The sequence below is a fragment of the Syntrophaceae bacterium genome, from assembly GCA_013177795.1.
In the GTDB taxonomy this organism is placed as follows: domain Bacteria; phylum Desulfobacterota; class Syntrophia; order Syntrophales; family UBA2192; genus UBA2192.
Genome location: JABLXY010000001.1, coordinates 487499 through 511762, shown reverse-complemented (window position 1 = coordinate 511762; position 24264 = coordinate 487499). Strand labels below are relative to the sequence as shown.

22 protein-coding genes are annotated in these 24264 nt (G+C 64.3%); 15 read left to right on the top strand and 7 right to left on the bottom strand.

Annotated elements, in window-relative coordinates; translation table 11 throughout:
• The first annotated feature begins 213 nt into the window (after positions 1 to 213).
• From HPY67_02335 to HPY67_02325, 3 genes are all read left to right on the top strand, one after another.
• Positions 214 to 972 (top strand): ABC transporter ATP-binding protein, encoded by a 759-nt coding sequence (locus HPY67_02335; protein NPV03550.1) that lies wholly within the window; start codon positions 214 to 216, stop codon positions 970 to 972.
• Entirely contained in the window at positions 960 to 2171 is a 1212-nt protein-coding gene (locus HPY67_02330) for a SufD family Fe-S cluster assembly protein (GenBank protein ID NPV03549.1), read from the top strand. The genes HPY67_02335 and HPY67_02330 overlap by 13 nt, the downstream gene beginning before the upstream one ends.
• A 135-nt stretch (positions 2172 to 2306) precedes the next feature.
• Positions 2307 to 3107: a hypothetical protein gene (locus HPY67_02325; protein NPV03548.1), complete on the top strand. Its 801-nt coding sequence runs from the start codon at positions 2307 to 2309 to the stop codon at positions 3105 to 3107.
• A gap of 38 nt (positions 3108 to 3145) precedes the next feature.
• Here the strand turns inward: HPY67_02325 and ald are convergent, their stop codons facing one another.
• The gene (gene ald, locus HPY67_02320; GenBank protein ID NPV03547.1) at positions 3146 to 4255 is read right to left on the bottom strand and encodes an alanine dehydrogenase; all 1110 of its coding nucleotides are present in this window, start codon (positions 4253 to 4255) and stop codon (positions 3146 to 3148) included.
• A gap of 195 nt (positions 4256 to 4450) precedes the next feature.
• Between ald and HPY67_02315 the strand changes: the two genes are divergently transcribed.
• Both HPY67_02315 and HPY67_02310 read left to right on the top strand, forming a co-directional pair.
• Positions 4451 to 7129 carry an HAD-IC family P-type ATPase gene (locus HPY67_02315; protein ID NPV03546.1) on the top strand — a complete coding sequence of 893 codons (2679 nt, stop codon included), beginning with the start codon at positions 4451 to 4453 and terminating at the stop codon, positions 7127 to 7129.
• Complete coding sequence (locus HPY67_02310) at positions 7126 to 7422, top strand: hypothetical protein (GenBank protein ID NPV03545.1); 297 nt, start codon at positions 7126 to 7128, stop codon at positions 7420 to 7422. Before HPY67_02315 ends, HPY67_02310 begins: the two co-directional genes overlap by 4 nt.
• A gap of 25 nt (positions 7423 to 7447) precedes the next feature.
• Here HPY67_02310 and HPY67_02305 read toward each other — a convergent pair whose 3' ends face one another.
• Positions 7448 to 7978, bottom strand: coding sequence for an O-acetyl-ADP-ribose deacetylase (locus HPY67_02305; GenBank protein NPV03544.1), 531 nt, complete (start codon positions 7976 to 7978; stop codon positions 7448 to 7450).
• Between the two features lie 30 nt (positions 7979 to 8008).
• Positions 8009 to 9589, bottom strand: coding sequence for a phosphoglycerate mutase (2,3-diphosphoglycerate-independent) (locus HPY67_02300; GenBank protein NPV03543.1), 1581 nt, complete (start codon positions 9587 to 9589; stop codon positions 8009 to 8011).
• A gap of 172 nt (positions 9590 to 9761) precedes the next feature.
• On the opposite strand from HPY67_02300, the gene HPY67_02295 reads away from it, so the two are divergent.
• From HPY67_02295 to HPY67_02255, 9 genes are all read left to right on the top strand, one after another.
• Positions 9762 to 10094, top strand: a complete 333-nt coding sequence (locus HPY67_02295) for a hypothetical protein (GenBank protein ID NPV03542.1) — start codon at positions 9762 to 9764, stop codon at positions 10092 to 10094.
• A gap of 174 nt (positions 10095 to 10268) precedes the next feature.
• Positions 10269 to 10931 carry a protein-L-isoaspartate(D-aspartate) O-methyltransferase gene (locus HPY67_02290; GenBank protein NPV03541.1) on the top strand — a complete coding sequence of 221 codons (663 nt, stop codon included), beginning with the start codon at positions 10269 to 10271 and terminating at the stop codon, positions 10929 to 10931.
• 41 nt (positions 10932 to 10972) lie between these two features.
• Positions 10973 to 12064 carry a peptidoglycan DD-metalloendopeptidase family protein gene (locus tag HPY67_02285; protein ID NPV03540.1) on the top strand — a complete coding sequence of 364 codons (1092 nt, stop codon included), beginning with the start codon at positions 10973 to 10975 and terminating at the stop codon, positions 12062 to 12064.
• A gap of 136 nt (positions 12065 to 12200) precedes the next feature.
• On the top strand, positions 12201 to 13349 hold the full coding sequence (locus HPY67_02280; protein ID NPV03539.1) for a radical SAM protein: 1149 nt from the start codon (positions 12201 to 12203) through the stop codon (positions 13347 to 13349).
• A gap of 226 nt (positions 13350 to 13575) precedes the next feature.
• Complete coding sequence (locus tag HPY67_02275) at positions 13576 to 14061, top strand: CarD family transcriptional regulator (protein ID NPV03538.1); 486 nt, start codon at positions 13576 to 13578, stop codon at positions 14059 to 14061.
• Positions 14062 to 14293: 232 nt separating this feature from the next.
• Positions 14294 to 15319 (top strand): TRAM domain-containing protein, encoded by a 1026-nt coding sequence (locus HPY67_02270; GenBank protein NPV03537.1) that lies wholly within the window; start codon positions 14294 to 14296, stop codon positions 15317 to 15319.
• Between the two features lie 87 nt (positions 15320 to 15406).
• Positions 15407 to 16102: a 2-C-methyl-D-erythritol 4-phosphate cytidylyltransferase gene (ispD, locus tag HPY67_02265; GenBank protein ID NPV03536.1), complete on the top strand. Its 696-nt coding sequence runs from the start codon at positions 15407 to 15409 to the stop codon at positions 16100 to 16102.
• A gap of 123 nt (positions 16103 to 16225) precedes the next feature.
• Complete coding sequence (locus HPY67_02260) at positions 16226 to 16717, top strand: 2-C-methyl-D-erythritol 2,4-cyclodiphosphate synthase (protein NPV03535.1); 492 nt, start codon at positions 16226 to 16228, stop codon at positions 16715 to 16717.
• A 76-nt stretch (positions 16718 to 16793) separates the two neighbouring features.
• Entirely contained in the window at positions 16794 to 17288 is a 495-nt protein-coding gene (locus tag HPY67_02255) for a hypothetical protein (protein NPV03534.1), read from the top strand.
• Positions 17289 to 17369: 81 nt separating this feature from the next.
• Here the strand turns inward: HPY67_02255 and HPY67_02250 are convergent, their stop codons facing one another.
• On the bottom strand, positions 17370 to 18923 hold the full coding sequence (locus tag HPY67_02250; protein ID NPV03533.1) for a methylmalonyl-CoA carboxyltransferase: 1554 nt from the start codon (positions 18921 to 18923) through the stop codon (positions 17370 to 17372).
• Between the two features lie 217 nt (positions 18924 to 19140).
• On the opposite strand from HPY67_02250, the gene HPY67_02245 reads away from it, so the two are divergent.
• Positions 19141 to 20325 (top strand): phosphoglycerate kinase, encoded by a 1185-nt coding sequence (locus HPY67_02245; protein ID NPV03532.1) that lies wholly within the window; start codon positions 19141 to 19143, stop codon positions 20323 to 20325.
• A 61-nt stretch (positions 20326 to 20386) separates the two neighbouring features.
• Here HPY67_02245 and HPY67_02240 read toward each other — a convergent pair whose 3' ends face one another.
• From HPY67_02240 to HPY67_02230, 3 genes are read right to left on the bottom strand one after another with little or no spacing between them, the layout of a single operon-like run.
• Positions 20387 to 21607 (bottom strand): hypothetical protein, encoded by a 1221-nt coding sequence (locus tag HPY67_02240; protein ID NPV03531.1) that lies wholly within the window; start codon positions 21605 to 21607, stop codon positions 20387 to 20389.
• Positions 21604 to 23520: an amidohydrolase family protein gene (locus tag HPY67_02235; GenBank protein ID NPV03530.1), complete on the bottom strand. Its 1917-nt coding sequence runs from the start codon at positions 23518 to 23520 to the stop codon at positions 21604 to 21606. Before HPY67_02235 ends, HPY67_02240 begins: the two co-directional genes overlap by 4 nt.
• Positions 23521 to 23532: 12 nt before the next feature.
• The gene (locus HPY67_02230; GenBank protein NPV03529.1) at positions 23533 to 24261 is read right to left on the bottom strand and encodes a DUF4150 domain-containing protein; all 729 of its coding nucleotides are present in this window, start codon (positions 24259 to 24261) and stop codon (positions 23533 to 23535) included.
• Positions 24262 to 24264: the final 3 nt, after the last annotated feature.

The following is a 24264-nucleotide window of genomic DNA, read 5'->3' as shown; positions in this document are numbered from 1 at the left end:
GAGCACGCGGAAACAACGCGACGCTGTTTATGGACGAGTTGCCGTGGAAAAGTCAACTTTTTTTTCAGCCGGGGCCGGCCGGCGCACGGCGCCGCGCCTGCGCTGCCGGGGGGAAGGAAAAGGAAATCCCTTGACAGGCTGTCCCGTTCTTCCGATAGTAATCGTCTTCGGATACCGCAACAGGCGACAACAGCGAGAAAGGAGACAGGAGAGATGCTTCTCATCGAGGATCTCCAGGTGAAACTGGGCGATCGGGAGGTGCTCCGTCACATCGACCTCGAGATCAAGCCCGGCGAGACACACATCCTTTTCGGTCCGAACGGGTCGGGGAAGACGTCGCTTCTCATGACGATCATGGGCTACCCCCAGTACCGGGTGACGGCGGGAAAGATCACCTTCAAGGGGGTGGACATCACGAACCTGCCCATCAACGAGCGCGCCCGGCTCGGCATCGGAATGTCCTACCAGCGCCCCCCCACGGTCAACGGGCTCAAGACGAGGCAGATGATCCAGATCTGTGCCGGCGGACGCGACGTCGATGTGGAGAAAATGGCGGCGAAGATGAACTTCCAGGACTTCCTCGAGAGGGACATCAACGCCGGGTTCTCGGGGGGCGAGATCAAGCGCTCCGAGCTGGTGCAGCTCATGGCCCAACAGCCCGACCTGCTGCTGTTCGACGAGCCCGAGTCGGGCGTCGACCTCGAGAACATCTCGCTGATCGGGACCACCATCAGCATGCTGCTCCAGAGGGACATCCACCCGGAGCCCGGCAAATCCCAGCTCCAGAGGAAAAAGGAACGCACGAAGATGGGCCTCATCATCACCCACACGGGATTCATCCTGGATTACGTGACCGCGGACAAGGGGCAGGTGCTCTTCAACGGCGTGCTGTCCTGCTCCAACAACCCGGTGGACATCTTCCACTGCATCAAGCAGATGGGGTACGAGGAGTGTGTGAAATGCCAGATCTGAAGGAAAAGGCCCGGGAGGCCAAAGACAAGAAGGCCGCCATCGGACCCGACGTGGACCTGTCGTCTTTCACGGCGGAGCCGGTTGCCCATGCATACGTGAAGGACCTCAAGACGCTCCCCGTCGTCGACCAGAGCCGGCTGATCCAGGCCGGCATCGACACGAGCGAGAGCGGCCGTGCGGGCACCTACATCCAGATGGACACGGCCGTCGTGCACGCCCACGCGAAGCAGGAGGGCCTCGAGGTCATTCCCATCAAGGAGGCCCTGAAGAAGCATGCGTGGGCACGGGAGCACTACTGGAAGCTTGTGTCCGTCGATGCCGACAAGTACACGGCCGCGGCGGAGCTCAGCCTCCACGACGGCTACGTCATCCGGGCCCTGCCCGGCGCAAAGGCCGTCTGGCCCGTGCAGGCCTGCCTGTACCTCGACAAGGACAACATCAGCCAGTACGTGCACAACCTCATCATCGCCGAGGAGGGCTCGGAGCTGCACGTCATCACGGGCTGCGCCACGTCGCCCCGCCTCAAGCGGGGACTGCACGTGGGGATCTCGGAGTTCTTCGTCAGGAAGAACGCGAAGCTCAGCTTCACCATGATCCATCACTGGGCCGAGGAGGTCATGGTGCGGCCCCGCTCCGTGGGCATCGTCGAGGAGGGCGGGCTCTTCCTCAACAACTACATCTGCATGAAGCCCGTGAAGAGCCTGCAGATGTACCCCACGACCCACCTCGTGGGCAAGGGAGCCGTGGCCCGCTTCTACAGCATCCTCGTGGGGACGCCCGGCTCCGAGATGGATGTGGGCGGCCGGATCCTGCTGAAGGCCGAGGAGACCCGGGCCGAGATCATCGCGCGGGCCATCACCAACGGGGGCACGATCGTCAACCGCGGCGACCTGATCGGCGAGGTGCCCGGCATCAAGGCCCACCTCGAGTGCAAGGGCCTGATCCTCAACGGCGGGATCATCCACGCCATCCCCGAGCTGCAGGGCAAGGCGGACGGCGTCGAGATGTCCCACGAGGCGGCCGTCGGCAAGATCGCCCAGGAGGAGATCCTGTACCTCATGTCCCGCGGGCTCTCGGAGGAGGAGGCGACCTCCACCATCGTGCGGGGCTTCCTCAGCGTGGACATGCCGGGTCTGCCGCCCGAGCTCAAGGCGGAAATCGACCGGGCCGTCGACCTGAGCTCGAAGGACGTGATGTGACGCGCCAGGAGGCAAACGGCCTCAGGCTGCATACATCGGGACGAGCAAGGACCGGGGAGAAAGGGCCCCGGTCCTTTTTTTATCGGAATGCAGCGTGCGGTTGATTCCCGGCAATTTCCGCGGTATGACCAGATCATGATCCAGGGGCTTCTCGATCCGGTCCGCGACATCCTCGACGTCCTGCAGGAGGTATCCGGCAGGGATGTGCACGTCGTCCGGAAGCCCGATCTCCGGTCCCTTGCCCGCATCCGGATGGCCGGGGCCGGCTCGTCCGCCCACGTGCTGTTCTGGCGCGGCGATGACGACCCGCTCGTCAACCACGTGATCGCCAACGAGTGCGGGCACCTCATCCGCCTCTTCGGGGCGCCGCCCGACAGGCGGCTCGTCGCCGTGGCCAACGAGAGGACCGAGTCGCGCTACCGGGAGGAGATCCGGGAGGACATCCAGCGGCTCTCCCTCATCCACGGACTCGGGGCTCTCGGGGGGTATTTGCCCCTGTGGTACGAGAGCGTCGTCTTCCAGCTCACGAGAATGCCCCCGGACATCGCCATCGAGCGCTGGATCCACTGCGAGTACCCGGGCCTCCGGGATATCCAGCGACGCGCCATCGCGGAGCAGCAGGCCAAGGCCGCGGCCGTGCTGGCGCGGGACATCCGGCGGATGACGCCCCGCAAGGTCTACGAGGTCTCGCAGGTCATGAACGTCGCTTTCTTCAAACTCATGGAGCCCGTGACGGGGCTTCGCCTCACGGGGCCCTACGACCGGAGCCCCTACGTCTTGCGCGGCGGGGAGCTTGCGGACCTGGCGGACCGGCTTGAGCGGGACGACCACGAGGGCGACGTGGCGCTGATCCAACTCTGGGCCGAGGCCCTGGGGCTGAGCGGATGGATCGAGTGGCGGCGCCTCGACGAGGTCGAGGCGGGCACGCTGCACTGAAGGGGCCGGCAGCCCGGCCTGCGGCCTCTCGACGGGACTCAGCGCAGCGGGTCCCCCGGCGGGACCTCGAGGCCGAAGGCCTCGGCCACGGCGGGATAGGTGACGGCGCCGCGCCAGGTGTTGAGCCCCTTCTTCAGCTCCGGGCTCTTTGCGAAGGCGCCGGGCACGCCGTCGGCGGCCAGCCGGACGACGTAGGGCAGGGTCGCGTTCGAGAGGGCGATCGTGCTCGTCCGGGGAACGGCGCCCGGCATGTTGGTGACCCCGTAGTGCAGGATGCCATCGACGAAGTACACAGGGTCTGAGTGCTTCGTCGGCCGGATCGTCTCGACACAGCCTCCCTGGTCGACGGAGACGTCGATCACGACGCTTCCCCGGGCCATGCGGCCCACCATCTCGCGGGTGACGACGCGCGGCGTCCGGGCCCCCTTGACGAGCACGGCACCGATCAGCAGGTCCGCACGCGCCACGGACTCCTCGACGGCCAGGGGGTCGGCGCTCCGGGTGATCAGCCGCCTGTGGAGAACGTCCTCGAGGTGGCGCAGCCTATCGATGTCCCGGTCCAGCACGGTCACCTCGGCGCACATCCCCAGTGCGATGCGTGCGGCGCTGGCCCCGACGACACCTGCCCCGATGATCGTCACCCGGGCGGGCTCGACGCCGGCAACGCCGCCGATCAGCTTTCCGGAACCCCCGTTGACCTTCTCCAGGTAGAAGGCCCCTTTCTGGACGGCGAGGCGCCCGGCGACCTCGCTCATGGGCTGGAGCAGGGGGAGCCGGCCGTCTTCCAGCTCGACCGTCTCATAGGCGATCCCCGTGACGCCCCTGCGCATCAGCTCGAGGGTCAGTTCCCGCTCCGCGGCCAGGTGCAGGTAGGTGAAGAGGGTGAGGCCGGGCCGGAGAAACCCGTATTCCGGCGGCAGCGGCTCCTTGACCTTCACGACGAGACCCGCGCCCCATGCTTCGGCCGCGTCGGGCACGATCTCGGCACCGGCGGCCCGGTACGCGGCGTCGCTGAAGCCGCTCGCTGCGCCCGCCTCGGTCTCGACGAGGACCCGGTGTCCCGCCTCGACCAGCTGCCGGACCCCCCCGGGGGTCATGGACACCCGGGACTCCTGATCCTTGATCTCCCTCGGAACGCCCACGATCATCTTTTCCCGGTCCTTTCGTCGGATTTCGTCCCCGGCGTGAACGGGGGCGATGGGCCTACTATAAAAAATGCCGGGGGAAAAAGCAAAGACAGGGGGAGCCCCGCACTCCGGCTGGCCGATCAGACCGTTTGTGTGCTACACTGCGTCCGTCGCACGTTCGCGGTGGCTCAACCCTTTTCAGCGGAAGGAGACTGCATGGCTGCAACGGCCTGGTATCGCAAGACTGCGGATGAGGTGTTTCAGGAGCTCGGCACGGGGCCGGCTGGGCTGCACGAAAAGACGGCGGCCGACAGGCTCGAGTCCTACGGTCCCAACCGTTTGCCCGAGGCGAAGCGGGTCAGCCGCGTCGTCATCCTGCTGCGCCAGTTTGCCAGTCCCCTGATCTACATCCTCCTCATCGCCGCGGCCGTGACCTTCGCCCTGGCCGAGTACAAGGACACGATCGTCATCGCGGCCGTCCTGCTGTTCAACGCCGTCATCGGGTTCGTCCAGGAGAGCCGGGCCGAGGAGAGCGTGCGCGCCCTGCAGAAGATGATCGTGCCGCAGGCGCGTGTCGTGCGGGAGGGCCGCGAGAGGGAGATCTCGAGCGACAGGCTCGTGCCGGGCGACATCGTCCTTCTCGCGTCGGGCGCAAAGGTTCCCGCCGACATCCGGCTTGCGACGGCCATCGAGGTGCGGATCGACGAGTCGCTGCTGACGGGGGAGTCCGTCCCCGCGGAGAAGACCGCCGACGCGATCCCGGAGGAGAACCTCACGCCGGGCGACCAGCGCAACATCGCCTTTATGGGCACCGTCGTCGTGAACGGCCGGGGCATGGGCGTCGTCGTCGAGACCGGGGCCCGGACGGTGCTGGGAGGCATCGCCCACGAGATCCGGGAGACCAAGGCCGCCCGCGCGCCGCTGCAGGAGAAATTCGCCCGCTTCTCCAACCGGATCGGCCTGTACGTGCTGGCGGCCTCGGCGGGTCTTTTCGCCGTCGGCATCGCCCTCGGCGAGCCCGTCCGCGGGATGTTCATGACCGTCGTGGCGGCGGCCGTGGCGACGATCCCTGAGGGCCTGCCCGTGGTGCTGACCATCGCGCTGGCCGTCGGGGTGCAGCGCATGGCGGCGCGAAACGCGATCCTGCGGAAACTGCCGGCCGTCGAGACCCTGGGAAGCACGACGGTCATCTGCACGGACAAGACCGGAACCCTCACGAAGAACGAGATGACCGTAAAGGTCGTCTTCGACGGGGTGCGCCACTTCGAACTCACGGGCACGGGGTACGAGCCCAGGGGAGAGATCCTCCACGACTGGATCCCAAAGCCGGAAAGCGAGCGCGAGCACCTGGCCATGTGCTTCCGTGTGGGGCTGCTGTGCAACGAGTCGAGCCTCTACGAGGACGAGGGGGTCTGGCGGGTCAACGGCGACCCGACCGAGGGGGCCCTGATCGTGTCGGCCATGAAGGCGGGGCTGGAGCCCGAGCAGGAACGGTACCGGTACCCGCAGATCGGCATCGTCCCCTTCGAGTCGGAGCGGGGCTACATGGCGACCCTGCACCGGTACGGTGACGAGAAGTACATCTTCGTCAAGGGCGCCGTCGAGAAGGTCCTCGAGCTCTGTGTCACCTGCATGGAGCGGGACGGCCTGCGCACGGAGGAAATCCTGAAAATTTCGGACCGCTTCGCATCCGAGGGGATGCGCGTGCTGGCGATGGCCTACAAGCAGGCCCCCGACGATCTGGCCGAGCTGAGGCACGAAGACGTGCAGCACGACCTGACGCTGGCCGGCATCCAGGCCATGATCGACCCGCCGCGCGAGGAGGCGGTGGAGGCCGTCCGGGACTGCCGGCGTGCGGGCATCCGGGTCGTCATGATCACGGGGGACCACCCGACGACGGCCCTGGCGATCGCGAGAATGGTCGGGATCGACACGACGGGCAACCGGGTCGTCACGGGCAGCGAAATCGAGAAGATGACGGACGAGGACCTCTTTGACCGGGTGAAGACGGTTTCCGTCTACGCCAGGGTCGCACCCCATCACAAGCTGCGGATCGTCAGGCAGCTGATGGATCACGGGGAGATCGTGGCCGTCACGGGCGACGGCGTGAACGACGCGCCTGCCCTCAGGGCGGCCCATCTCGGGGTTGCCATGGGACGCAAGGGGACGGACGTGGCGAAGGAGGCCTCGGACATGGTCGTCACCGACGACAACTTCGCGGCCATCTTCCATGCCGTTCGGGAGGGCCGCGTCGTCTTCGACAACATCCGGAAGGTCGTCTTCTTCCTGATCCCCACGGGCGTGGCGGCCATCGGCTCTATCCTCGGATGCATCCTCATGGGGATCCCCATTCCCTACACGGCGTCGCAGCTGCTCTGGATCAACCTCGTGACCAACGGCTTCCAGGTCATCGCGCTGACGTTCGAGCCGGGGGACCGTGACGTGGTCCGCCGGCCCCCCCTGGAGCCGTCCGAGGGCATCATGTCGAAGATGCTCGTGCAGCGGACCGTCATCGTGGGACTGCTCATTTCGCTGGGGGTCGTCGTCACCTTCTCCTGGTCGCTCGAGTCGGGGATGTCGCTCGAGAGGGCGCGGACCATCGCCATGACCACCATGGTCTTCTTCCAGTTCTTCCAGGCATGGAACAGCCGGTCCGAGACGAGGTCGATCTTCCAGATCGGGTTTTTCACCAACCCCTACCTGGCATACGGGCTTGCCGCCTCCCTGATGGCGCACGTGGCCGCCATCTACGCGAAGCCCTTGCAGTGGCTGCTGACGACGGAGCCGATCTCCGGGCCCGAGTGGCTGGCGATCACGGCGATATCCCTCTCCGTCATTGCCGCCGTGGAAGTCGACAAGATGCTCCGGCGGCCGAAAGGGGGGGACGCCGCATGAAACGGTGTCACGCGTGCGCGGGGGAGATACGGATCGACGGGACGGTGGGTCGCCGGGAGACCTGCCCGCGCTGCGGGGCGGACCTTCACGTCTGCCTGAACTGCAGCTTTTACAGCCCGGGGGCCTACAATGACTGCCGCGAGCCCCAGGCCGAGCGCGTGGTGGACAAGAGGAGGAGCAATTTCTGCGATTTCTTCGTTTTCATCGACGATGCGGACCGGCGCGGGCAGGCCGGAAAGAAGGAAGACGCCCGCAGCCGCCTCGAAGACCTGTTCAGGAAGAAACCGTCGTGACGCGCCGGGCGGCCCCGCGGCCGGGTCAGCCCAGTTTCCCGAGTTCCTCCGCGAAGACGTCGTAGGTGGTCTTCCCGAAGAGCACGAAGCGGACCTGTTCGATCTCCGGGTGCCCTTTCAGGAAGTCGGCGGCCGTCTCGAGGGCGATGCGGGCGGCTTCGTTCAGCGGGTAGCCGTAGGCGCCCGCGCTGATGGCCGGGAAAGAGACGCTCTTCAATCCCTTCCTCGCAGCGAGCTTCAGGCTCTCGAGGTAGGCGCTCCTCAGCAGAGCCGCCTCATTCCGGGTCCCGCCGCTCCACACGGGACCCACGGCGTGGATGACGTACCGGGCCTTGAGATTCCCGCCCGTCGTGATCACCGCCTGCCCCGTGGGGCAGTGGCCGATCGCCCGGCACTCCTGCATGATGGCAGGACCCCCGGCACGGTGGATCGCCCCGTCCACGCCGCCGCCCCCGCGCAGGCCCGAGTTGGCCGCGTTCACGATGGCGTCGGTTTCCTCCTTCGTGATGTCCCCCTCGACGATCGACAGCGTCGATTTGCCGATCTTCACTTCCATGACCGATCCCCCTGCATGGTTTCCCTGACCCTAGACCCCGTCCCTGACGGCATGGCCCTCACCGTAGACGAGCATCCGGTAGGTCTTCTCGATGCGGTCCCAGTTCTCCTCGCGGTCCATGGACCAGTAGCGGCCGATCACGCTGACCACCCGGCCCAGGCCGAGCTCAACGCACTTGTCCTCGATCTGCTTGACGTAGTTGGCCCCGCTCTCGGGCAGCTCGCCGCGTCTCCCCAGCATGGCGTGGATGTACATCTCGGCAACCCGTTCCCTCCTTGCCATCTCCATCAGCGCGATGAGATGGTTCATCATGCCGTGGGAGCTGAAGAACGAGACGATGCCCATGAGGTGAAGGGCCTTGCCGCGACTGCGGGCTCCGCGCATGGTGCGCAGGAACGCGTCGTTTTCGAAGAAGGCCCCGCTTTCGATGGCCCGGTCGATCTTCAGGCGGTCGGACCACACGCGCCGGCCCGCCCCGATGTGCAGGTGGCCGGCCTCGGAATTGCCCACCGTGCCGGGCGGAAGCCCCACGGCCTCGCCCGATGCGGCAAGCGTTGCGAAGGGCAGGGAGGCAAGCAGGCCGTCCATGACGGGGGTGGCGGCCTTCGCGATGAGGTTTCCCCGGGTTTCGGGGTTGTAGCCCCAGCCGTCGAGGATGATGACAACGAGCCTGCGGCAGGGCGCCGCCGGCCCGGCCAGCAGCAGGGATCTGCCCTCCATGCGTCCCGGCGCGTCGATCCCGAAGAGCTGAAGGATCGTGGGGGCCACGTCGATGAGTTCGCCCTCCCGGCGCAGCGGCAGCGGTTCGCCCGGGCCGATGAGCACGAAGGGCACGGGGCTCGAGGTGTGCCCCGTATCGACGGCGCCGTCGGGGTAGAGCCAGCGCTCCACGGTGCCGTGGTCTGCGGTGACGAGAACCGTGACGCCCGCCCTGCGGGCCTCGGCGATGACGAGACCCAGGGCGCGGTCGACGGCCTCGACGGCGCGCATCACGGCGGCCTCGTTCTCGATGTGTCCGACGACGTCGACGTTGGCGAAGTTCGAGAGGATGAAATCGTGACGGTCTTCCCGGATCTCGCGGACCGTGGCCTCGGCCACTTCCCTAACCGACATCTCCGGCGCCTCGTCGAAGAGCCGCACGTCCTTCCGGGTGGGGATCACGATGCGGTCCTCGCCGGGGTAGGGGGCTTCTCGCTTGCCGTTGAGGAAGTAGGTCACGTGGAAGGCCTTCTCCGCCTCGGTGATCTTGACCTGCCGGATGCCGTTGCGGGAGAGGACCTCGCTCAGGGTGTCCTCCAGGTCCTCTTCGGGCGGGAAGGCCACGTCGACCCGGAGATCCCTGGAATACTCGATCATCGTCGTGTAGTGCAGTCCGAGGGGGCCTGCCGTGGGGAACTCGTGGAATCCCTCCTCGGCGAGGCTTCGCGAGAGCTCCACCTCGCGCTCGCCGCGGATGTTGTAGAAGATGACCGCATCGCCTTTCCCGATCCTTCCCACGGGCTTTCCCGACGGATCGACGAGGACCAGGGGGTTGAGCGTCTCGTCGTCCTCGCCCCGGCGGTAGGCCTCGCGGACGGCCCGGGACATCACGTTTGTCAGCAGGGTTTGCATGGCATCCTTTCGTGCGTCAGGTCTCGGCTCGCAGGTTCCGGCAGGCCCATGGATCGCCTGAAGCCGGCCCATCATACTGGAAAAGGAAACGCCGGTCAAAGGGACCTTTTCGGTTGCAAAGGGGGGATCGAAATGATAAAAAGTCAGTGAAAAAGCGGGATTTTATCGTTGCATGCCGAAGTCGGCCTGGGAGAAAACCCAGGAAGAGATACTGAAGGAAAGGGCCGAGGTTCTCGGCCGGGCCGGTGAGGCGCTGCAGGCGGCTCTCTCCGAAATGGAGAGGATCGACCGGCTGATCGTCGAGAGCATCCGGACGGCCGGCTCAAACCCCGGCATCGAGGCCCTGGCGGAGATCAACGGGGAGATCCGGAGGTACAACCGGGCCCGGGAGTACGCGCAGCTGCGCTACTACTACCTCATCGTGACCCGAGAGGCCATGGGGTTCCGCCGCCACAAGGCGGTCGAGGAGACATACCGGATACCCCCGAAGAGGAAGTACCTCTGAAGGGCCTGTGTGGCGGACTCCTTTGAGCATAGGAACGGGAGGGTGAGGGGGTGAGAAGGTGAGAGGGTCGGATGCGCCAGCAGCCTCACGCAGGCTTCCGGCTTATCCAACCCATCCGTTCTCGGCCCCTTGCCCTCTGTCTTTTTGACAGCCCCGCGCGGTGCGGCATTCCGGATGGATCGTTACGAAAAACAGCGCAAGAGAATGGTCGATACCCAGATCCGCTCCCGCGGCATCCGGGACGAGCGCGTCCTGCGGGCCATGGAGAAAATCCCCCGCCACCTCTTTGTCGACGAGGGGCTCATCGACCAGGCCTATAACGACAACCCGCTTCCCATCGGTGAAAAACAGACCATCTCGCAGCCCTACATCGTGGCGCTCATGACGGAGGCCCTCGAGCTCACGGGGCGCGAAAAGGTGTTGGAACTCGGCACCGGGTCGGGCTACCAGGCGGCGATCCTCGCCGAGCTGGCGGACCGCGTGTTCACGATCGAGCGGATCGCCACGCTGGCCCAGAAAGCGCGGAAGCTGCTCGAGTCGCTGCACTACTACAACGTGGTGATCCGTGTCGGGGACGGGACGTACGGCTGGCGCGAGGAGGCCCCGTTCGACGCCATCCTCGTCTCCGCGGGGGCGCCCTCGATCCCGCGTACGCTGGTGGAGCAGCTCGCCGTCGGGGGACGCCTCGTGATCCCCGTCGGTGGCCGCTACACGCAGAGCCTGATCAAGCTGACGCGGCTCTCCGAGGACCCCGATGACGTTAAGAAGGAAGATCTCGGGGGATGCCGGTTCGTGAGCCTGATCGGCGAGCACGGCTGGAAGATGGAGCAGCAATAATCGAAGAGGTTCAGAGGGCAAGAGGGATCGCAAACGATTTGATGAAATCCATCCCGGACATACTGAAGACCTTCCTGGCGGCCGTTCTGAGCGCCGCCCTTCTTTCCTGCTCCGTCCAGCTCGTCGACCGCAGCAGCGTGAAATCATCCGAGCGGATGCGCGGTGTCTACCATCGGGTCAAGCCCGGCGAGACGCTGTGGCGGATCTCGAAGGCCTACAACGTCGATCTCCAGGAACTCGCCGAGATCAACAACATCACCGATGCATCCCGCATCAGCGCGGGGAGCGTCGTCTTCATTCCCGATGCCCCCGAGGTCATCGATCTGCCGCCGGCCAGGCCGGCGGAGGCCAAGCCCCCCGTGGCCAGGGCCCCGGAGAGGACGGCACCGGCGCAGCCGGATAACGGACACGCCGCAGGCTCTGCGACGGTGTCCTCGGCCGGCTCTGCCGCGGCCGCGGGGAAAGGCAAGATCAGGGAGGAGAGCATCACGGACCGGGCCCCGGCGCCCAGGCCGGAGCGGAGCCCGGGCCCGCCGGCAAGACCCCCGGAAAAGGCTCAGCCCAAACCCCAGGAAAAGGCCGACGCCGCGGTCTCCTCGTCCGGCAAAACCCAGGTGGCGATGCAGCCGCCGGCACCTGCACCGCCGGTCAAGACGCCTGACGCTGCGCTAAAGGACCGCCCAGCGGTCACGCCTGCGGCGAAGAAGCCGGAGCCGGCCCCCAAGGCCGAGGAGACGCAGGGGCAGATCAAGGTCGACAAGGGCCGTTTCGCCTGGCCCCTGCGGGGTCCCGTGATCACCCGCTTCGGGATCCAGCCCAGCGGGATGAAGTACAACGGCATCAAGATCGCCGCGAAGGAGAACGCCCCGGTGCAGGCGGCGGCGGCCGGCACGGTCATCTACGCATCCACCGTCAAGGGGTACGGCGAGACCGTGATCGTCAAGCACGACGAGAATTACACGACCGTCTATGCCTACCTGAAGAACACGGTGGCGAAAAGGGACGAGAAGATCAGGAAAGGCGAAAAGATCGCCTCCGTCGGCCCGCCCCAGGAACCGGGGGGTGAGTCCTACCTGTATTTTGAAATCCGCGAGAAAAACAAGGCCAGGAACCCCCTGTTTTTCCTGCCGTGAGACCGGGCTCAAGGCAACGGGGTTCGGGAATGAGCGCCGCCCGCTGCATTGACGGGGTGCGGTGCCGTGCTTATTATTTATTTGTGATATGTTTACCGATTGAGAAACCGGAAAGACGAAGTTTAAACCCATGAGTATGAACGTCTGTTTCGAGCAGGGGCCCATACGGCCGCCCAGCGAGGCCCGCAGCCTCCTCATCCGGCCGACCCGCAACTGCCCCTGGAACAAGTGCGCCTTCTGCCACACCTACAAGGGCTGCCGCTTCGAGCTGCGTCCCGTCGAGGAGATCAAGCAGGATATCGATGCCGTGCGCGCCCTGGCCGATGCGATCGGGGAGCTGTCCTGGAAGCTGGGGCAGGGTGGCAGGGTCAACGACACCGTCGTCTCCTATATTTTCGGCAACGAGGGCGCGTTCAGCGACACCTACCGTCACGTGGCGGCGTGGCTCTATTTCGGGGGCAAGACCGTCTTTCTCCAGGACGCCGACTCGCTCATCATGAAGACCGACGATCTCGTCGAGGTGCTGCGTTATCTCCGGGAGCGGTTCCCCGGGATCGAGCGCATCACCTCCTACTGCCGGTCGCGGACGGCCTCCCACAAATCGGTGGATGAGCTCCGGCGGATCCGGGAGGCCGGCCTTGTGCGGATCCACGTCGGGCTCGAATCGGGCTGCGACGAGGTGCTCCGGTTCATCCGCAAGGGGGCAACGGCGGAGGAACACATCAAGGGGGGAAAGCGGATCGTGGAGGCGGGCATCTCGCTTTGCGAGTACGTCATGCCGGGTCTCGGTGGCAGCCGGTGGTCGCGGGAGCATGCCGTCGAGACGGCCCGGGTCCTCAACGAGATCAACCCGGACCACATCCGGCTGCGCACCCTCTCGGTCAGGCGGGGGACGCCCCTGCACGACGCGATGGCCGCGGGGGAGTTCACCCCCATCGGGGACGATGAAATCCTCAAGGAAATCAGGTTGTTCATCGAGTGCCTCAACGGGATCCAGAGCCGCATCGTCAGTGATCACATCCTCAATCTGCTGGAGGAGCTGGAGGGCAAGCTGCCCGAGGACAAGGAGAAGTTGCTGGGAACCATCGACCGGTACTTCGAACTCTCCGAGACGGACCGGCTTGTCTTCCGACTGGGGAGGCGCCGGGGAATCTACAGGGCCCTCGGCGATCTTTCCGATCTCGGCACCTACCGGCAGCTCAAGCAGGCCGTCGAGCGTTATCAGCGGGAAGAACCGGGCAGGCTCGAGCGCGATCTGGACAGGATCCGCCAGAGTTTCATTTGAGGGCCGGCACGTCGGCCGAGCAGGCGACGACCGCTTGTGTGCATCGTGCCGCCCGATTCCGTAACCTGCCGGAATCATGCGCTGAAATGGCGCGAAGGCCCGCGCGGGAGCCCTGCAGCCATCGCCGTTTGAGCAATTTCCATTGACTTTTCAAGCGAATTCATTTATGCTTCACAGGCTAGTGGTCTGTCATAGAGGGGAATTCGCGAGAGGTGGTAATGGGGAGATGTTCAAAATAGGGGAATTGGCCGTTTATCCAGCGCAGGGAGTCGGAGTGATCGAAGCGATCGAAGACCGGGAGATCATGGGAACATGGCAGAAGTTCTACGTGATGAAGATCCTGGGGAACGGGATGAAGATCATGATTCCGACCGACACGGCGCAGGCCATCGGGATGCGCCAGCTCATCTCGTCCAAGGAGATCCCGAAAATCTACGAGATCCTGCGGGCCCGCGATGTCACGATCGACAAGCAGGCCTGGAACAAGCGCTACCGGGAATACCTGGAGAAGATCAAGACGGGCTCCGTCTATGAGATCGCCAAGGTTTTGAGAGACCTGTTCATCCTCAAGCACGGGAAGGACCTGTCCTTCGGCGAGAGGAAGATGATGGACACGGCGAAGCATCTGCTCATCAAGGAGATCTCCATCGCGAGCCGCGCGGCGGAAGCCAAGGTCGAGGCCGAGATCAACGCGATGTTCCCGCTGCAGTGAGCGACGGCGCTCCCTGCCGCGTTGCCCAGAAAGCTCTGAGAAGTCGAAGCGCCGGGTTCCGGCTGCCCGCATCCAGTGTGCCTGCGGTCGGGTGGACTATGTTCCCCGCACCGTCAGGGCATGGCGGATCGGGACCTGACGGGTCGGTTTCTCCTGAGCTTTTTTGCATGGTCACGACAGCGCGTTCTTTGAAATCCTGTCACGCAAATTCGTAGAAAGGGGGTATTTTCGTTTGCTGATTCGTTCACTGCTCATCGGCATCTGCTCGATCAGTGGATATTTTATTGCCTTGAAGTATCTGGCTTCATACCAATTATCCATTATCGGTCTTTTCCTGGGCTTTATTGCCGCTGTCATCGTCATCCAGATCGAGCAGATCATCAGGCGATTCTCGCTTCGCATCATCCTGGGGGGTGTCGTCGGGACCATCATCGGGCTCCTGATCGCCATCCTGATGTCCTACGGGCTGCGGTTCTTCACCGTCATGGAACAGCAGGAACTGGCGTTCCTGATCTACGCCCTCATGGCCAGCATCCTGGGCTATCTGGGTCTCGTCATCGGTTCGAAGAAGAGCGAGGAGATCTCGCTGCCCGCCTTCGGCCCCTTCAAGGGGCTCCGGGGGGGGTCGGATTACCGCATTCTCGACACGAGCGTCATCATCGACGGCCGCATCGCCGACATCTGCGACACGGGGTTCATGGAAGGGACCCTTGTCGTGCCGCGGTTCGTCCTGGACGAGCTCCAGCACATCGCCGATTCATCCGATTCCATGAAACGGTCGAGGGGACGGCGGGGTCTCGACATTCTCAACCGGATACAGAAGAACCCGGGCATCAGCATCGAGATCGTCGATCACGAGTTCCCGAAGATCAAGGGCGTGGACGGCAAGCTCATCGCCCTCGCGAAGAAGATGAACGGCAAGATCATCACCAACGACTTCAACCTCAACAAGGTGGCGGAGCTGCAGGGCATCAAGATCCTGAATGTCAACGAGCTGGCCAACGCCCTGAAGCCTGTCGTGCTGCCCGGCGAGCTCATGGTCGTCAAGGTGATCAAGGAAGGCAAGGAGCCCGGCCAGGGGGTCGCCTATCTCGACGACGGCACGATGGTCATCGTCGATCATGCCAGCCGTCACCTGGGCGAGACCCTCGAGGTCATCGTGACCAGCGTCCTGCAGACCACGGCAGGTCGGATGATCTTCACGGAGCTCAAGGCCGTTGTCCCCGACAAGAAATACCACAACGTCGAGGCGTTGTGATTCACGTCGACGAAGCCCGGGCGCCCGCAAGGGCCCCGGGCTTTTCCTTGTGCGCCACGGAGGGCATGCGTTCCGGGGGGGAAGCGGATGAAGACGGTTGCGATCGTCCCGGCGGCGGGTTCGGGAAGCCGGATGAACCGGGAGGTCTCCAAGCAGTATCTTCAACTTGCCGGCAAGCCTGTCTTGGTGCACACCCTGCAGGTGCTCGAGGCGTGCCCCGGCGTGGACGGGCTGTACGTCGTCGTGCCGCCCCAGGACGCGGCGTCGGTGCGGGGCGAGGTGATCGACCCCTGGAACCTGAAGAAAGTGGCCTCCGTCGTCGCCGGGGGGCGCGAACGCCAGGACTCCGTCCGGGCCGGTCTCGATGCCCTCGACGGTGATGCGGAGATCGTGATCGTCCACGATGCCGTGCGGCCCCTGATCACCGTCGAACTGGTCGAGCGGTGCATCCGGGAGGCCGCCGAGGGAGGCGCCGTGACGGTCGGGGTGCCCGTGAAGGACACCGTGAAGGAAGTGGCCACGGACGGCCGCGTCTTGAGGACCTGCGACCGCAGCGCCCTGTGGCTCACGCAGACCCCCCAGGCCTTTCGACGCTCCATCCTCGACCGGGCGCACCGGGAGGCGGTGCGCGACGGCATCCGGGGCACCGATGACACGTCTCTCGTCGAGCGCCTGGGGATTCCGGTTCGAATGATCCCGGGGGACTACAGGAACATCAAGATCACGACCCCCGAGGACCTGGTGATCGCGGAGGCGCTTCTCGCCGCGCGGCCGGTTGTCTGAAGGTACAGTCAACCCGATGAAGCGCCGCTTGCGCGTCATCGGGCTTTTCATTCATGAAGCCCGGAAGATCGGGAGTTAAAAAGAGCGGACGGTTTCGGGCGGGTCAGAAAGGGTGGTGCCTGCATGAGAGTGGGGTTCGGCTATGACAGTCATCGCTTCGCCGAGGGGCGCCGCCTGCTCATCGGCGGCGTGGAGATCGGCCATGACAGGGGCCTGCTGGGTCACTCCGATGCCGACGTCCTGATCCATGCCGTCGTCGACGCCATCATCGGGGCCCTGGGGGAGGGCGACATCGGCAGGCACTTCCCGGACACCGACCCGCGCCTCAAGGGCATCTCCAGCCTCGTCATCCTCAAGCGTGCCGCGGAGATGGCCGTTCACCGCGGCTATGCCGTCAACAACGTGGACTCCACGGTCGTCCTGGAGATGCCGAAACTCGCCCCGTTCGTCGAGGAAATGCGGCGAAACATCGCCAAGGTACTCGGTACGGAGCCCTCGCGCGTCAGCGTGAAGGCCAAGACGAACGAGAAGATGGGCTTCATCGGCCGCGGGGAAGGGGTCGCGGCCTTTGCCGTCGTCACCCTGGCGAGGGTCGGCGCGGACGAAGTGGCCTAGGATTTGAATGGACTTAACGTCTGCGGCGGCGGATTCCACCGGAGTGTTCGTACCCAACCATTTTGAGGAGGTATGCATGAGAGCTCGAGTGATGATTTCCGTGTTGACCGTCCTGACGATCCTCTTGAGCGGCACCCTTGCGGCGGCACAAACCGCCCAGGATACCAAGACCCCCATGGGGGCGCGGATGCAGACGCCCCCCGTGAACCCCGCAGACGACCCCAAGGGCCCTGTCGGGAGTCTCACGGGGCGCACGGCCGGCGCCACGACCGCCGATCTCCTCTCGCTCGGCTCGGTCTGGCAGGTGCAGGAGTGCTGCGGCTGGAGCGGTACGTGGACGCGCCGGGCGGGGACCAACGTGTTCGACGCGAAATGGCGCCACACCAACGGCTCCCAGGCCCAGGACGTCATCACCCTGCAGTCCTGGAACAAGGCGACCAACGAGGTCGTGCTGAAGAGACAGAACCTGAACGGGACCTACAAGGCCACCGTCAACCCCGCGGCGAGAACCCTGACGAACGGGAGTGCCTCGTGGTACCCCGCGGGGGAAAAGTGGAGCGCCCGGTACTGATCCGGCGCCTTCACGGCGGGTGAAACGGGAACGGGGGAGCCGATGCCGGCTCCCCCGTTTCTGTCTGGCGTCTTCAGCAGGTTACAGCGGGATGTTGTTGTGCTTCTTGTCGGGCAGGCTCTGCTCCTTGTCCTTGTAGGCCTCGAGCAGGGCCACGATGCGCTTGCGCGTCTCGCGGGGGGCGATGATCTCCTCGATGATGCCCATCTTGGCCGCGAAGTAGGGGTTGTTGAACTGCTCCTCGTAGGCGGCGATCAGCTCGGCCCGCTTGGCCTCGGGGTCCGGGGCCGTGGCGATCTCGCGGCGGTAGATGATGTTGCAGGCCCCTGCGGCGCCCATGACGGCGATCTCGGCCGAGGGCCAGGCCATCACGTAGTCGGCGCCCAGCTGCTTGCTGCACATCCCGATGTAGGCCCCGCCGTAATCCTTGCGGGTCACGACGGTGAACTTGGGCACCGTGGCCTCGGAGTAAGCGTGCAGGAGCTTCGCCCCGTGGCTGATGATGCCGTTCCACTCCTGGTGCGTGCCGGGCATGTAGCCGGGCACGTCGGCGAAGGTCAGCAGCGGGATATTGAAGGCGTCGCAGAACCGGATGAATCGCGAGGCCTTGTCGGAGGCGTTGACGTCGAGGACCCCGCCGCCGAACTGCGGGTTGTTGGCGATGACGCCCACGGTCTGCCCCATGATGCGGATGAAGCAGACGAACATGTTCTTCGCCCAGTTGGCGTGGGGCTCGAAGAAAACGCCGTTGTCGGCCACGGCCGCCACGACCTTCTTCATGTCGTAGCCGCGGGTGGCACGGTCGGGGATGATCTTGTCGAGCTCCGGGCAGTCGCGGTCCGGGGTGTCGGTGCTGGAGACAACCGGGGGCATCTCGTGGCAGTTGTCGGGCAGGTAGCCCAGCAGGGTCTGGATCTGCGCGATGCAGTCCGCGTCGTTCTCGGCGACGAAGTGGCACACGCCGCTCTTGGAGGCGTGGGCCATGGGGCCGCCCAGCTCGTCGTGGGTGACTTCCTCGCCGATGACGGCCTTGATGACGTCGGGGCCCGTGATGTACATGTAGCTCGTGCCTTTGACCATGAAGACCCAGTCCGTCAGGGCCGGCGAGTAGACGGCGCCCCCCGCCGTGGGTCCCATGATGGCCGTGATCTGGGGGATGTACCCCGAGCAGATCGAGTTGCGGTAGAAGATCCCGCCGTAGCCCTCCAGGGCGGGCACGCCTTCCTGGATTCGGGCGCCGCCGGAGTCGTTGAGTGCGATGAAGGGCTTCTTGGCGTCCTTGGCCATGTCCATGACCTTCCAGATCTTTCGGGCGTGCATCTCCCCGAGGCTGCCGCCGGCGCTTGTGAAGTCCTGGGCGGCGGCGAAGACGGTGCGCCCGTTGACGTTGCCGAAGCCGCAGACGACGGCGTCGGCGTTGATCTGCTTGTCGCCGAGCCCGAACAGGGTGGATCGCTTCTCGACGAAGAGCTGCACTTCATGGAACGTGCCCGCGTCATAGAGCTTGAGCAGGCGCTCGCGGGCCGTCATCTTGCCCGATTCGTGCTGCTTCTTGATGGCGGCCTCGCCGCCCTGTTGCATGAGTTGTTCCCGTTTCGCTTCGAATGCCTTGATTCTGTCTTCCGTCAGTCCCATGTCTCTGTCTCTCCCTGTCTCTGGTGTGGTCGAAAATCCGACATTTCCATCTCTTTCGAGCCCGCCGCCTGATATCATTTCCTGCCGTTTTTTTCAATACAAAAGAGAGCAAAAGGCCCTTGATTTCAAGGGACGGCTGGGCTATACATGAACGGCCCCGGACCCTGAGCCAAAGGGGGCAAAGGCGCCCCTCAACGATAGCGGGAGAGGTGAAAGCATGAAGTATATCGATGAGATGGATCTCAAGGGGAAACGGGTGCTGTTCCGGTTCGACTTCAACGTCCCCCTCGATGCCAACCAGAACATCACCGATGACACGCGCATCCGCTCCGTCCTGCCAACCATCAACTACGCCCTCGACGAAAACGCCAAGGTCATCATCGCCTCCCATCTCGGAAGGCCGAAGGGCAAGGTCGTCGAGAAGATGAGCCTGGCCCCCGTGGCCAAGCGCCTCTCGCGGCTGCTCGGAAAGAACGTGACCCTCACGAAGGAGGTCGTAGGGCCCGAGGTGCGCAAGACCGTCGACGCCATGAAGCCGGGCGACGTAGTCATGCTGGAAAACCTCCGCTTCGACCCCCGGGAGGAGAAGAACGACGACGAGTTCGCCAAGGAGCTGGCAAGCCTCGCCGACGTCTACATCGACGACGCCTTCGGCAACGCCCACCGCAGCCATGCCTCCAATGTGGGCGTGACAAAGTACGTCAAGGAGTGCGGGGCGGGGTTCCTCATGAAGAAGGAGCTCACCTACTTCAGCAAGGCCCTCGAAAAGCCCGCCAGGCCGCTCGTGGCCATCGTCGGGGGCTCGAAGGTCTCGGGCAAGCTCGAGGCCCTGGCCAACCTGATCAAGCGGGTCAACAAGATCATCATCGGCGGAGGCATGGCCTTCACCTTCCTCAAGGCGCAGGGCTTTGAGGTCGGGAAGTCCATCGTCGAGCCCGAGCTCATCGACAAGGCCCGCGAGGTCCTGGAAAACGCAAAGAAGCTCGGCGTGAAGGTCTACCTGCCCGTCGACTGCGTCATCGCCGAGAGCCGGGAGGCTGATGCGGAGACCAAGATCGTCCCCGTGCAGGAGATCAACCCGCAGTGGATGGGGCTCGACATCGGGCCCGCCACGATCACCCTGTTCACGGAGGCCCTCAGCAACGCGAAGACCATCGTGTGGAACGGGCCCATGGGCGTCTTCGAGATCGACGCCTTCAGCCGGGGCACCTCGGCGCTGGCCCACAGCGTCGCCAACTCCTACGCGCTCTCCATCGTCGGGGGCGGGGACACTGACGTGGCCATCGACAAGGCGGGCGAGCGGGACAACATGTCCTACATCTCCACGGGGGGCGGCGCCTTCCTGGAGCTGCTCGAGGGCAAGGAACTGCCGGCCGTCAAGGCCCTGAAGACCTGCGGGTGATCCGGTGATTGATCCTCGGGGGGCGGAAGATTTCACTTCCGCCCCCCTTTTCATTGCCCCCTCACTTCTCTTTTCCCAGGCCCTGCTTCTTGTCCCGGGCGAGGCGCTCGAGGTCCCGCTCCACGATGTAGTCATGGAAGGTGGCCCGGTCGCTCTCAGGGTGCGCCTCGTTGGTCAGTTCCCAGCGGTAGAGCTCTCTCAAGCCCGAACCCACAAAGCTCACGGGGTTCTTCGTCCAGGCGAAATACCCGATGTCGAAGGAATTGACCGCCAGCTGGATCGGCGTCCCCAGGAAATAGGGGTACCTCTCCGAGACGGGCATGAGGTAGGTCAGCTCCCTCCGGGGAGAGAATTCTTTCTTCATGAACGTCACCCACTTGCCGTCGGGGGAGAAGGAGAAGTGTGTACCGTTGTCCACAAGCGCACGGGGTGAGTTGTCCCTGCCTGCTCCCCAGATCAGTATGGTCTCTGCGTACTTGCCTCCATAGAGTATGGCGAAGGGCAGAAAAGGGTGGGCCTCCAAACGTGTAAAACTCAGGCTGCCTCTGTTCCGAGCGATAGCGTCCCCCAGCGGGTGCCGGGTGGGCTCGAGGTTCATGTCGTAAACCGAGATTTCCCCTCTGCGGAAGTCCCACAGGAAGACCCTGCCGTAGGCCGCGGCCCAGATTGAACTGATCGGCAAGGGCATCGTCTTTAACGTCTTGGGCTCCCTGCCGCTGAGATCCATCAGGTGCAGGCTGAAGGCGACGTCCCAGGGGTCCTCCGAGCGGGGGTTCATCGCCTCGAGCTCGAAGATGAACCGCCGCCGCGCGGCATCGGCCGTGGCAATCTTGATGATCGTCTTTTCGACGGAAAATGCGATCCGGTATTCCCTGTGACTTCGCGTCCTGAAGTTGTAGAGATGAAACACCCGTGTCTGGCCGAAGCCGATCGTGTCCCCGTCGATGACCGGCAGGTAGATGCCGCCCCCCCCGATGTCGTCAAAGATATTCCTGAAATGCCGCTCGTAGGCGATCCTGCCCCTGGGAAAGGAGATCAGGGTGATGGCGTTGTCCAGGTCGTTGGTGCCCACGGTGTTGTCCTGAGGCACCGGGAACAGGGCAAAGCCGTTGACCCGGCCGGTCCTGAAGACCTGGGGCGCCAGCGTCGCCGCACCTTTGGTATCGTAGAGCGTCTCCATCTTCTTGTCGCCTCCCTCGGCAGCGGTTGAACACAGGCACAGCATGACGGCCAGCGTCAGCACAGCGGGCCGGACTCGTTTGTAGACACAAAGATCTCTCATCGCGTCTCCTCGTAGTTCCTGTAAGGCCCGTTTGCCTTCTCGATCCATTCGGCTTCCTTTTGAATTTGATTGATTTCGTCCTGCTTAAGCTCACCTATAGCCTTACTGATCCTATCGTCTTTTCTTTTCTTGATAATATTTTCCGCTATCCGCCTGATCTGGCCGTCAATTCTGAAAAAGGCGTAGGGGTTGGCCTGCGTGAACCGGAGCCACAGGCTCGTGTCGAAGCCGTCCAGGAATTTCTTGGCCTCCACGAAAAACTCCCGGTAATCCACCCCGTCGAGCATGGTGAGGTACCAGTCCGTGCCGAAGAGGATGCGGTGCCTGATCGTTTCCGCGAAGCCCGCGCTTCCGTAGATCGTTTTCTTGAAGTAGTCTCGGAACTTCGCCGAGGCGAAGGAGTAGGAAAGGTCCGCGTACACGTTGGGGTAGTCCAGCATCAGCGAGAGGATCTGCTTTGCCCACTCGGGGCCCTCCGCGTCTTCGCCGCCGAAATGGGCCAGGCACAGGCGCAGGCCCCTGAGACTTGTCCCCTCGACCTCCCGGTTGAGGACCTCGCGCCAGGCCTCGGGCGAGACGAAGTGGCGCTTGAAGTATTGTACAGGGTCCGGGCAGGCCTTCTTCTGGTCTTCGTCGTACGGCGTGTCCCGGAGGTGGCTGAAGTCGCGATACTTTTCCAGGTCGAAGGTCGGCGCGCCCCCCGGCGTGCAGTGGTTCACGATGGGGATCTCCCCGATGCAGCACCGCCTGTAAAAGTCTTTGAGAATCGGCAGGCGGGGATCCCAGGGCCGGTAGCCCTGCGCCGTGTAGATCTTGAAGCCCAGGAAGAGGCCTCCTGTGCCAACATGGGCAAACGGCAACTCGTTGCCCCTCATGCCCAGCGTCTGCCAGCGCCGCGGGTCGTAGTGGTAGAGGGGCAGGAGCCTCAGGGGGTTGGCCATGACCGCCAGCTCCGTGTTGTACACCTGCTTTTTCCACGGCTCGTACTTCTTTGTCTCCGCCTTGCCCAGCAGCTTCACGCGGGCATCGACGATCACCCGCTGCTCGTGGCCACGGTCGTCGAAGCAAATGCCCGGTATCCCGAGCTCTTTCAAGGGGCGCTCGAGCTCGTCGAATCTGTCTTTTGTCACGTCGCCCACGAGGGAGGGCAGCCGGCCGTCGTGCCCGGCGATGGCCCTGCCGTCCCCGCCGCGCTGGGCGAGGGACTTGATGCGCTTCTCCCGCTCGACGTAGGTCCTGTCCCCGGTGCGGTCATCCTTCCTCAGGAACCCGCCGTGGAGGGGGTGCCAGTAGTCGACGGGGTCTTTCTCCATCCCGGGGTCGTCTTTGTCGTAGATGGGATTGCAGACCCGGATGCCGTAGTAGCCGTCGAGGTGGGCGTACTCCATGTCCATGGTCAGGACGACGCAGCAAAACGTCAGCGGGGAGACATCCTTGTAAAACGGGTCCTTTTGCAGGTCTTCGATGACATCCTTCATCCTGTTTCCTGCGAACATCTTCCCGATTGCGAACGTGCTGTTCTTCGCCACCTCGTTCGTGTCCCGGAACTTGTGCCGCCGGTAGAGCTCTTTCTGCAGCTCCGTGGCGTTCTGCCCGCCCTCGCCCTCCTTGCTGACGAAGTACTGCATCGTGCCGGGGATGACGTCTTTGAACAGAATGCCCAGGGGAATTATCATCTTCCGCCCGGGACGGACCACCTCGAGGGGCCCCGTCTGCTTCCAGAGAAACGGCAGGGTTGCGCAGTTGCCGCTCTGGATGTGCATATGGCAATCGATAACGACCAGCGGACGGTAAACGGTCGCCTTGTGGAGCATCGCGGTCAGCAGTTCGGGCGTGACGAACTTCAGGGGCTTGCCCGAGGGGTCGTTCTGCTCGGGCTTCGGCTTTTTCCCCTGCGGAGGTTCTATGAACATGTTTCCAGTCCCTCAGGGCTCCCTTTTCAAGGGCAGGCGCCTCATGAAGAGGAACTCGCGGCTGTTGTCCATGGCGCTGTCGGGCTCGAAGATGACTTCAAACCTGTCCGAAGGGTTCCGGCCGGTGAGCTCGATGATGCCGTCCTTGTCCGTGGTCATCTCGATCTCGTCCCCGCCGTTGATCCGGATCTTGACCCTCTTGTCGGCGATGGGCTTGGTGCCCTCGCTGATGTGGAACTGCCCCGTCTTCTCGTCGTAGTCGTCCCAGGACAGATGTTCCACGACCTGGAGCTTGAAGGTGGTCTCCGGGACCCGCTCCCCGGTTTCACCGCCGGGGTTTCCGGTGGAGTCGCGGTTCATCCCCAGCGCGTTGCCGTTGTTCTGCGTCATGGCGTCGGCATTGCGGCACACGCCCCTTCCTTCGATGAACACGTCGGTGGAGCAGGTGATGAATTCGGCCTTGCCGAGGTGATGGCCGGAGATCACGCCCTTGCCAGTGCCCGCCTCGTCCCCCGTGCTCGTGCTGTAGCAGCAGCCGTCGATGGCCGCCATCGAGCCGTTGACCCTCACCGTGACGCTGCCGTTGGCCAGGGTGGACGACCGGGCGGTGTTGACGTAGGGCAGCGGCACCTGCGTCTTGCCCACCGGGGTCAGGCAGACGTCGGGCCCGCTGACGGTGTAGGCCTCGCTGTTGCGGCTCGAGATCCCCTGGCCGTTGGCAAAGACGGTTGACTTACCCATGCG